Origin of the sequence: Mesorhizobium sp. M1143, assembly GCF_040318435.1 — a bacterium.
In the GTDB taxonomy this organism is placed as follows: domain Bacteria; phylum Pseudomonadota; class Alphaproteobacteria; order Rhizobiales; family Rhizobiaceae; genus Mesorhizobium.
On the sequence record NZ_JAMYMJ010000009.1, the window covers coordinates 154,246 to 161,822 of the forward strand.

Annotated in this window: 7 protein-coding genes and 1 tRNA gene; 6 read left to right on the top strand and 2 right to left on the bottom strand. The window is 61.8% G+C overall.

The window, feature by feature from the left end; genetic code table 11:
- Window positions 1-14: 14 nt before the first annotated feature.
- Window positions 15-278: a DUF6460 domain-containing protein gene (locus NKH35_RS10210; RefSeq protein ID WP_023696688.1), complete on the bottom strand. Its 264-nt coding sequence runs from the start codon at window positions 276-278 to the stop codon at window positions 15-17.
- 180 nt (window positions 279-458) lie between these two features.
- On the opposite strand from NKH35_RS10210, the gene NKH35_RS10215 reads away from it, so the two are divergent.
- Window positions 459-532 (top strand) — tRNA-Gly (locus NKH35_RS10215).
- Between the two features lie 4 nt (window positions 533-536).
- On the opposite strand, the gene NKH35_RS10220 is transcribed toward NKH35_RS10215, so the two are convergent.
- Window positions 537-1,544: a LysR family transcriptional regulator gene (locus NKH35_RS10220; RefSeq protein ID WP_023681942.1), complete on the bottom strand. Its 1,008-nt coding sequence runs from the start codon at window positions 1,542-1,544 to the stop codon at window positions 537-539.
- A gap of 289 nt (window positions 1,545-1,833) precedes the next feature.
- On the opposite strand from NKH35_RS10220, the gene chvE reads away from it, so the two are divergent.
- The 5 genes from chvE to NKH35_RS10245 form a co-directional block, all read left to right on the top strand.
- Window positions 1,834-2,904 (top strand): multiple monosaccharide ABC transporter substrate-binding protein, encoded by a 1,071-nt coding sequence (chvE, locus tag NKH35_RS10225; protein ID WP_023681943.1) that lies wholly within the window; start codon window positions 1,834-1,836, stop codon window positions 2,902-2,904.
- Between the two features lie 122 nt (window positions 2,905-3,026).
- A complete protein-coding gene (gene mmsA / locus NKH35_RS10230; RefSeq protein ID WP_023696689.1) occupies window positions 3,027-4,559 on the top strand; it encodes a multiple monosaccharide ABC transporter ATP-binding protein in 1,533 nt (510 codons plus the stop codon).
- Window positions 4,556-5,842 carry a multiple monosaccharide ABC transporter permease gene (gene mmsB, locus NKH35_RS10235; RefSeq protein WP_023669637.1) on the top strand — a complete coding sequence of 429 codons (1,287 nt, stop codon included), beginning with the start codon at window positions 4,556-4,558 and terminating at the stop codon, window positions 5,840-5,842. Before mmsA ends, mmsB begins: the two co-directional genes overlap by 4 nt.
- Window positions 5,843-6,044: 202 nt before the next feature.
- A complete protein-coding gene (gene araD1, locus NKH35_RS10240) occupies window positions 6,045-7,040 on the top strand; it encodes an AraD1 family protein (protein ID WP_023669636.1) in 996 nt (331 codons plus the stop codon).
- A 25-nt stretch (window positions 7,041-7,065) separates the two neighbouring features.
- Window positions 7,066-7,577, top strand: a 512-nt coding sequence (locus NKH35_RS10245; protein ID WP_352914351.1) for a hypothetical protein, incomplete at its 3' end; no start/stop codon positions are given.

Genomic DNA, 7,577 nt, shown 5'->3' on the forward strand with positions numbered 1-7,577 from the left:
ATCATGCCTCCGCTTCACTTCCGGTAGTTCGCGAGCCTGAGCAGGATGAACACCGGCACGACGATCGCGGCGCCGAGCAGGATATAGCCCAAGAAGCGATAGACCGCGTTGAAGCCGAGGTTCCACAGATCGATGAAGAAACCCTGGATGCGGTAGAAGACGTCCATCGGCGTCCAGCCGAACGCATTCATGACCAGGCCGACGAGGAACGACACGACCAGCAGCTTGACGATCACCCTGACGGGCGAGTCACCGAGAAAGCGCGTCACTGTGGACAAGGGGCTGCCTCCAGATTGGTGTGCCCGGATTCGGGGTACAAACCCACGAATACGCACTTGCTGCGCCCGCATCAAGGCAGGCGGACCGGCGCAATCGGTCGGGTTTCCAACAGCCGTTTCCGAAGAGCTGTCCAAGGGCGATTGCCCGAAGCATGCCCATCATGATATCGAGAGGCCGACGCGGGTATGATGTAATGGTAGCTTGTCAGCTTCCCAAGCTGAACGCGAGGGTTCGATTCCCTCTACCCGCTCCAGTTCCTATCCCACTTCCCGCAAGATAAAATCGTGCAGCATCTTGGCTGCCGGCGACAGCACGCGGTTCTTCACCGTGATCAGGCTGTAGGGGCGGACCTCGATGTCGAACTCGGTCTGGACGACATCGATGGCGCCGGCGAGACCGTCGGGGTTCTGGATGAATTTTGCCACCTGGATCGACACCGGGGCGATGGCGTCGGACTGCGCCACCATGACCAGTGTGAGCAGCAGCGACGAGGTGTTGAGGATGCGGTCCGGCAGGGCGATGTTGCGGTTCAGGAAATTGCTCTCCATCGCCTGGCGCAGCGGCGACCCGCCCGACTGGAACACCCAGTCAAAGGCGGCGGTGTCCTCCAGCCTCACCGCCTTCCCATTGTTTAGAGGATGGCCGTTGCTCAGCGGGTGGCCTCGGCGCACGATCAGGCAGGCCTTCTCGACGCCGATGACGCGCGATTCGAACAGGCGCGGATTGAGGTCTTCGGGGACACGGGCGATGATGAAATCATGGCGCGTGGCGATCAGTTCGCGCGCCAGCACATTCGACGTCTCGACCTGCATGGTAATCTCGATGCGCGGATAGAGGCGGCGTATCTCGCGGATCGCCGGGACCGCCAGTTCGATCGCCGGCGCCGTCACCGCGCCAAGGAACACCGAGCCGCCCTTGCCGGCCTTGAGCTCCGATATTTCGCGGTCGGCCTCGCGCATTTCAAGCAGGATCGAGCGCGCGCGCCGGGCCAGCGCCTTGCCGTAAGGGGTGAGCGTGATGCCGCGCGGCAGCCTTTCGCACAGCTTGACCTCAAGCACCGCTTCCATCTCGGAAATCATGCGCGAGGCCGCCGGCTGCGAGATGTTCATCACCTGGGCGGCAGCGCTCACCCGACCGTGATCGTCGAGTGCTGCGATCATGCGCATGTGACGCAGGCTCAAGCCGCTGCGCAGAAGTGTCTCGCCATCGCCGGGCAATTCATCGTAACCGCTTGAAATTCCCTGAGGACCTCGTAAAGCCGCCATGCCTTTTCCCGCTTCCGCCGCTGTTCCAGCCCGGTTTAGTCATATACCGGTTTTGGTATAGCAACCACCGAAGATCGCATTTGACAGTTATGGCAAAGGGTCACACTTTCGCGCGTCCTCAAGACTTGACGGTCGATGACGAGCAAAATCGTATCGATTTAAATCTGAGGGCCGATTGGGAGGATACCGGAGATCGATTATGACGGCGGCGGCGCTTTGGCGCATCCGCCCGACTGCGCGGCCCGCGAAGCCCCGAGGTGTCGCGTCCATCAACCAGGGAGAGTTTTACGTGAAAATCATCAAGACACTGGCCGCCGTCGCGGCCCTTGGCATCGCTGCCATGACCTACTCGGCGCATGCAGCCGACAAGGGTCTTGTCGGCGTGCTGATGCCGACCAAGACCTCGCAGCGCTGGATCAATGACGGCGATGCCGTCAAGTCCCAGCTCGAAGCTCTCGGCTACACGGTCGACCTGCAGTACGCGCAGGACGACATCCCCAACCAGCTCAGCCAGCTGGAAAACGAAATCACCAAGGGCCCGAAGGCGCTGATCATCGCTTCGATCGACGGCACGACCCTGTCGGACGCGCTGCAGAAGGCCGCTGACGCCGGCGTCGTCGTCGTCGCCTATGACCGCCTGATCAAGAAGACCGCCAATGTCGATTACTACACCACCTTCGACAATTTCGGCGTCGGCGTGATCCAGGCGAACTCGCTGGTCAAGGGCCTCAAGGAGCGCTTCCCGAACACCAAGCCGTGGAACGTCGAACTGTTCGGCGGCTCGCCGGACGACAACAACGCCTTCTTCTTCTACAACGGCGCAATCTCGGTGCTGCAGCCGCTGATCGATGACGGCTCGATCAAGATCAAGTCCGGCCAGACCGGCATGGACAAGGTCGGCACGCTGCGCTGGCTCGCCGCCACCGCCCAGGCGCGCATGGACAACCTGCTGTCGGCCAACTACTCGGACGGCAGCCGCGTCGATGGCGTTCTTTCGCCCTATGACGGCCTGTCGCGCGGCATCACCGCTTCGCTGCGCGCCGTGGGTTACGGCACCGACGCCCAGCCGTGGCCGATCGTGACCGGCCAGGACGCCGAGACTGCTTCGGTCAAGCTGATCATCACGGGCGAGCAATACTCGACCGTGTTCAAGGACACCCGCGAACTGGCCAAGGCCACCGTCGAGCTCGTCGACAAGGTGCTCTCGGGCGGCAAGCCGGACGGCCTCGACGAAAAGACCTACAATAACGACGTCAAGGTCGTTCCCTCGATCCTTTTGACGCCGCATGAGGTCGACAAGTCGAACTACCAGGCACTGGTCGTCGACTCCGGCTACATCAAGGCCGACGAACTGAAGTAATCCCGGTTACAAAATCAGGGGTCCTGCGCAACGCAGGGCCCCTTTTCGTTCACCAGCGAGCCCGGTATTGTTACCGACCTCGCCGGCAGTGTTTGCCAACCTCTCAAGGAGCGGTAGTTCCCATGGCCTCGACGATTTTGGAGATGCGCGACATCACCAAGACCTTCCCCGGCGTGAAGGCGCTGTCGAACGTCAACCTCAGCGTCGAGGAAGGCGAGATCCACGCCGTGGTTGGCGAGAACGGCGCCGGCAAGTCGACGCTGATGAAGGTCCTGTCGGGCGTCTATCCCGCCGGCACCTATGACGGCCAGATCATTTTTCAGGGTCAGGAATGCCAGTTCAAAGGCATTCATGACAGCGAACACAAGGGCATCGTCATCATCCACCAGGAACTTGCTCTGGTGCCGATGCTGTCGATCACCGAAAATATCTTCCTCGGCAACGAAAACGCCCGATACGGCGTCATCGACTGGGATGCCAACGAGGCGCGCACCGCTGCCCTGTTGAAGAAGGTGGGCCTCAAGGAGGACCCCAAGACACTGATCACCAATATCGGCGTCGGCAAGCAGCAGCTGGTCGAGATCGCCAAGGCGCTGAGCAAGGACGTCAAGCTTTTGATCCTCGATGAGCCGACCGCGTCGCTCAGCGAGAAAGACAGCCAGGCGCTGCTCGATCTTCTGCTCGAATTCAAGCGGCAAGGCATGACCTCGATCCTGATCTCGCACAAGCTCAACGAGATCAACCGGGTCGCCGACAAGGTAACCGTCATCCGTGACGGGCGCACCATCGAGACGCTGGCCAAGAAGGATATCTCCGAAGACCGCATCATCACCTCGATGGTCGGCCGTTCGCTAGACGACCGCTATCCGCCGCGCGAGCCCAAGATCGGCGAAGTCGTGTTCGAGGTGAAGAACTGGTCGGTCTATCACCCGCTCCATGCCGAGCGGCAGGTGATCAAGGGCATCGACATCAATGTGCGCAAGGGCGAGGTGGTCGGCATCGCCGGGCTGATGGGCGCCGGCCGCACCGAATTCGCCATGAGCCTGTTCGGCCGCTCCTATGGCCGCCGCATCACCGGCGAAGTGCTGCTCAAGGGCAAGCCGGTCGATGTCTCCTCGGTAAGCAAGGCGGTCCAACACGGCATCGCCTATGTCACCGAGGACCGCAAGACCTACGGCCTCAACCTCATCGACCATATCAAGCATAACATTACGCTGGCCAATCTCGACGGCGTGTCGCGCCACAGCGTGATCGACGACATGCGCGAACTTGCGGTCGCCAACGACTATCGCAAGAAGACCAATATCCGTGCGTCAAGCGTCTATCAGATGACCGGCAATCTTTCCGGCGGCAACCAGCAGAAGGTGGTGCTGTCGAAATGGTTGTTTGCCGACCCTGACGTGCTGATCCTCGACGAGCCGACACGCGGCATCGATGTCGGCGCCAAGTATGAAATCTACACGATCATCGCGCGCCTTGCCTCGGAGGGTAAGGCGATCGTGGTCATCTCGTCGGAAATGCCGGAATTGCTGGGGATTACCGACCGCATCTACGTCATGAACGAAGGGCGCATGGTGGGCGAAATGCCGGCGGCGGAAGCAAGCCAGGAAAAGATAATGCGCGCCATCGTCCGGGGAGAAGGAAAAGCAGCATGAGCACCGAAAGCGCCCCCGCCCCGCAGGGCAACGTCGCCGACGAACAGCGCCCGCGCATCGCCGTCTCGGCGCTGGCGACGAATTTACGCGAATACGGACTGATCATAGCCCTGATCGTCATCATGCTGTTCTTCCAGTTCACCACGTCGGGGACGTTGTTCAAGCCGGTCAACCTCAGCAATCTGGTGCAGCAGAACTCCTTCATCATCGTGATGGCGCTGGGCATGCTGCTGGTGATCGTATCGGGCTATATCGACCTCAGCGTCGGATCGGTCGCCGGTTTCATTGGCGCGCTGGCGGCAAACATGATGGTCATCTGGCAACTCGGACCGCTGAGCAATCCCCTGGTGGTTTCGATCGTCTGCCTGGTCGCGGGTGGCCTGATCGGCGCCGCGCAAGGGTATTGGATCGCCTATCACCGGATACCGAGCTTCATTGTCACGCTGGCCGGCATGCTGATCTTCCGCGGCATTTGCCAGGCGTTGCTTGGCGGCGGCTCGTCGGTGGGTCCGCTTCCCGACGACTTCAAGATGCTCAGCTCCGGCTTCATCCCGGATGTGATCGGCCCACTGACGCTCGTCCCGCCGGTCGTGAACGCAGCCGGCAAGACCATCATGGGCAGCGGCGTGACCCTGCACATGACGACGGTCGTGCTGGGGCTGATCGCCGTGCTCGCCTATGCCTATTTCGGGGTCCGCACCCGGCGCAAACGAGAACGCCATGGTTATGAGGCCGAGCCCTTCACCCTGTTCGTGGTCAAGACGCTGGTCGCCAGCGCGCTGGCGCTGTTCCTGGTCTATGAGTTTGCCAGCTACCGCGGCCTGCCGGTGGTGCTGCTGGTCATGGGCGTGCTGATCACGCTGTTCGTCTTCGTCACCAAGCGCATGACCATCGGGAGGCGCATCTACGCCATGGGCGGCAATCCCAAGGCGGCGCAGCTGTCGGGCATCAACACCGAGCGGCTGACGCTGATGGTGTTCATCAATATGGGCGTGCTGTCGGCGCTTGGCGGCCTGATCATCGCGGCTCGTCTCGGCCAGGCGGTGCCGGCGGCGGGTCTCGGCTCGGAGCTCGATGTCATCGCCGCAGTGTTCATCGGCGGCGCCTCGGCGATGGGCGGCGTCGGCCAGGTCATCGGGGCGGTCGTCGGCGGCTTCATCATGGGCGTGATGAACAACGGCATGTCGATCATGGGCGTCAATGTCGACTGGCAGCAGGTGGTCAAAGGCCTGGTGCTGCTCGGCGCCGTGATCTTCGACGTCTACAACAAGAACAAGGCCTGACAAGCTTCAGGCGAGGCAAGCAGGAGGCATACGGTCGCGGCGCAGCCGGCAAGTTGTCGGCATAAGAAGTCCCCCGAGGGATGGAGCTCGCGAGCGCAATCCGGACGAAGAGTTCAACCCGTGGCGCGGCGAGGTCCGAGCCGCGCAGGTCAAGGTTTGCCAAGGGGCAACCCGGCCAAGGCACATGAGAGAGGATTTCATCATGCTAATCTCCCAGATCCTCGACGACGCCGAGACCATCCGCGTCGTCGCCCGCAATGGCGGCGGCAAGACCAGGATCATCAACGGCGCCCGCAGCGTCTATTCGCTGGCCATGGAAGCCGCGCGCACCGGAACGGGCCTCGCCGCGCTGATCGAGCGCAAGGGGTTCGGTGAAGCGATAGACCTCGACGCCGTCTACAAGAAGGGCCGGCTGGTGTCGCCGATCAACCATCCCGATCCTGCGCATCTGCATCTGACCGGCACCGGCCTGACCCATCTCGGCTCGGCGGCGACGCGCGATTCCATGCACAAGAAGCTCAGCGATGGCGGCGAGGAGCAGCTTACCGATTCCATGAAGATGTTCCGCATGGGGCTCGAAGGCGGCAAGCCGGCCAAGGGCCAGACCGGCGTGCAGCCGGAATGGTTCTACAAGGGCAACGGCACCATGGCGGTGGCGCCGGGCGCCGCACTGATGTCGCCGGCCTTTGCGCAGGACGCCGGCGAGGAGCCGGAAATCGCCGGCATCTATGTCATCGGCGACGACGGCGCGCCGTTCCGCGTCGGCTTCACGCTGTCGAACGAGTTTTCCGATCATGTTACCGAGCGGGTGAACTATCTGTTCCTGGCACATTCCAAACTGCGCAACGCCTCGTTCGGGCCGGAAATCCTGATCGGCGACCTGCCGGCCGACGTCAGGGGCTCATCGCGAATCTATCGCGACAGCAATTTGCTGTGGGAAAAGCCGTTCCTGTCGGGCGAAGCGAACATGTCGCACACAATCGCCAATCTCGAACATCATCACTTCAAATATTCGGCCTTCCGCCAGCCGGGCGACGTGCATGTGCACATGTTCGGCACGGCGACGCTGTCCTTTGCCGACGGCATCAAGACTCAGGCCGGCGACGTGTTCGAGATCGAGGCCGGGGATTTCGGCCTGCCGCTGCGCAACCCGCTGGAGATCGAGCAGCCGGTGAAGGTGGCGGTGAAGGCGCTTTGAGGCAGCATCACATTTGGGAGCCGGAATGAACGGAATGCGGCTTGTCATTGTGTTCACGGGCGTGGCCCTGTTCCTGACCCAACCGTCGGTGGCCTTTAGCGCCGGCCAGTGCAGCCCGAAGTCCTATCGTGAAGCCCGTTTGGCGATGACGAGCCGTCTTCTGGCAACCGGCTATTCGAAAGCCCAGGTGAGCTTTCTGATGCGCAACACGGATCACATGACATCAGCGCTTCGCACCGACAGGCTGAACAACAATGGCAAGGTCTGCGGCATCGACTCCGCCAAGGCCCATGTCCTCGGTTGCCTCGACAAGCAGTTGTTCCCGTTGAAGCGCGGCTCAAACGCTTCGCTCGACGAGGTCAAACTGACCGAAGGCTTTTGGGGCAGGAAACGTTTGGCCGCACGCGAACTGCTGTTTATCGGCCATTTTCATGCCTGCCTTGGCGCCCCCCCATCGTTTTTAGTTTTGGGCGGTCGCCGCCCGGGCGGGGGGGAAGAAATAAACGAAAAGAAAAAAAGTGGCGGGGGGGTGGTGTT

Bases quoted from the DNA above. Each gene is read 5' to 3' on its own strand.
- mmsB (WP_023669637.1), top strand. From the start codon at position 4,556: ATGAGCACCGAAAGCGCCCCCGCCCCGCAGGGCAACGTCGCCGACGAA.
- araD1 (WP_023669636.1), top strand. From the start codon at position 6,045: ATGCTAATCTCCCAGATCCTCGACGACGCCGAGACCATCCGCGTCGTC.
- mmsA (WP_023696689.1), top strand. From the start codon at position 3,027: ATGGCCTCGACGATTTTGGAGATGCGCGACATCACCAAGACCTTCCCC.
- NKH35_RS10220 (WP_023681942.1), bottom strand. From the start codon at position 1,544: ATGGCGGCTTTACGAGGTCCTCAGGGAATTTCAAGCGGTTACGATGAA.